This window comes from Nostoc sp. UIC 10607, from assembly GCF_047228265.1.
In the GTDB taxonomy this organism is placed as follows: domain Bacteria; phylum Cyanobacteriota; class Cyanobacteriia; order Cyanobacteriales; family Nostocaceae; genus Nostoc; species Nostoc foliaceum_A.
This window is the reverse complement of sequence record NZ_JBIQNW010000181.1, coordinates 1-1448: the sequence shown is the minus strand read 5'-3', so window position 1 is coordinate 1448 and position 1448 is coordinate 1. Positions and strand designations below refer to the sequence as shown.

The window sequence follows — 1448 nt, the reverse complement described above, 5'->3', positions numbered from 1 at the left end:
CTGACTTTTCCCGTTAAGTCTCTTTTGCAAGCTGCCAGCCTTCACAAAGGTCGTGTAATTTTAACCAGCCTCGCCACAGTACCTGAATACCGATGGGTGTTTTACTTCGATGTTCAAGATAGCCACCAAGACGAGCAACAGCTTCAACAGCCCAACTAACTGTTAGTACTTTGGGAAGTTTGGGAGACTTAGCTTTTAAAATCCTGAGTTCAAGGGGATTGAGAATTTCAATTGCCGGGGCTAAGGGTTGAGTACGGTGTAAATAAGTTAACTGTAAAAGCTCAACAGCAATCACACTTAAAAAACCAATTAGGGTTTTCATACCCTCAGCAGCAAGCCGATATTTTTCTACCTGACAGCCAGACTTGAAAATTTTATGATATTCCTCAACCCGCCAACGATAAGAATACCAGCGTAAAATCATCGAAGCTGTCTGGATATCTGCGATAACTTCTGTGGTGAGCAACATCCACTCGATTGGAGTTTCATCATCAGGACAATCAACTTCTGTGGCATAAACAGCATACACAGGTAGTGGGTCACGATTATCAAAACGGTAAGGAGTGCGAAGATTAACAGCACAAAACCTGATAGACAGTTTGGCTTGACGCGATAGACGCTTTTGAGTCGGGGGCAATTCGATTTCTTGTTCAAAACTAATGGGTTGTGCTTCTAATTTCGACCACAGACGTTCACTATCTGAATCTAAACTGCGGTTATGAGCCGCACGAACTATTACTCCCGTGTGATGAAGTTGGCGGATTTTATCAAAAACTTCTGTGATATCACCTTCGCGGTCAAAAACATGAATTACTCGCGTGTGCTGGCTTACAAGGTTTTCAACAGTGGTGAGTGCTTCTACCCATTTGTATGATTCTTTTTGCTCAAAGGGTCGGTTGCGGGCTTCTTTACGGGCTGCTAGTTGTCGCTGTTTCTTCTGTGTTAGAGTTTCATCTAGCGGCGGTTTCGCTTTTGGCTCCCGATTCCATAGTTTTTGCCACAACAACCCAACAGATTGACCACTCTCAGGTTTTATCGCTAATGCACTGTGCAATATTAAGCCGTTACCGCCTTTCCCAATTGGGCCGTAACCTTCTTTTTTAGCCTTAATACTGCCATAATCAAGAAAAGTTGTGTCTCCGACGCACAGCATTACATCGCTTTCTGCAACAATCTCCGCCGTCATTTGACAGTGCGGCTCAATCACACTGGAAAATTCCACTTTTGGGTTGGCAAAAACTCATAGGCTCTTTTGAGTACTTTTCCATTGCTGAAGATTTCTGACAGTCCTTTCCCAAATCCAAGGCTTAGAGCATAGCCTATCGACATTGCACGCTCATTCAATCGGCGATCGCCAAATTCTATAGTTGCAAAATTCTTCTCCCACCAGTCCAGCATTGCTCGTCACCTTTAACACCAGATTTTTATTACTTTACCGTATATACCGT

2 protein-coding genes are annotated in these 1448 nt (G+C 43.5%); both read right to left on the bottom strand.

From position 1 onward, the window contains the following. Positions 1 to 13: 13 nt before the first annotated feature. Positions 14 to 1186, bottom strand: a complete 1173-nt coding sequence (locus tag ACEYW6_RS36215; RefSeq protein ID WP_412983606.1) for an IS4 family transposase — start codon at positions 1184 to 1186, stop codon at positions 14 to 16. Positions 1187 to 1203: 17 nt separating this feature from the next. Further along, entirely contained in the window at positions 1204 to 1398 is a 195-nt protein-coding gene (locus ACEYW6_RS36210) for a transposase DNA-binding-containing protein (protein WP_412983605.1), read from the bottom strand. Positions 1399 to 1448 lie beyond the last annotated feature (50 nt).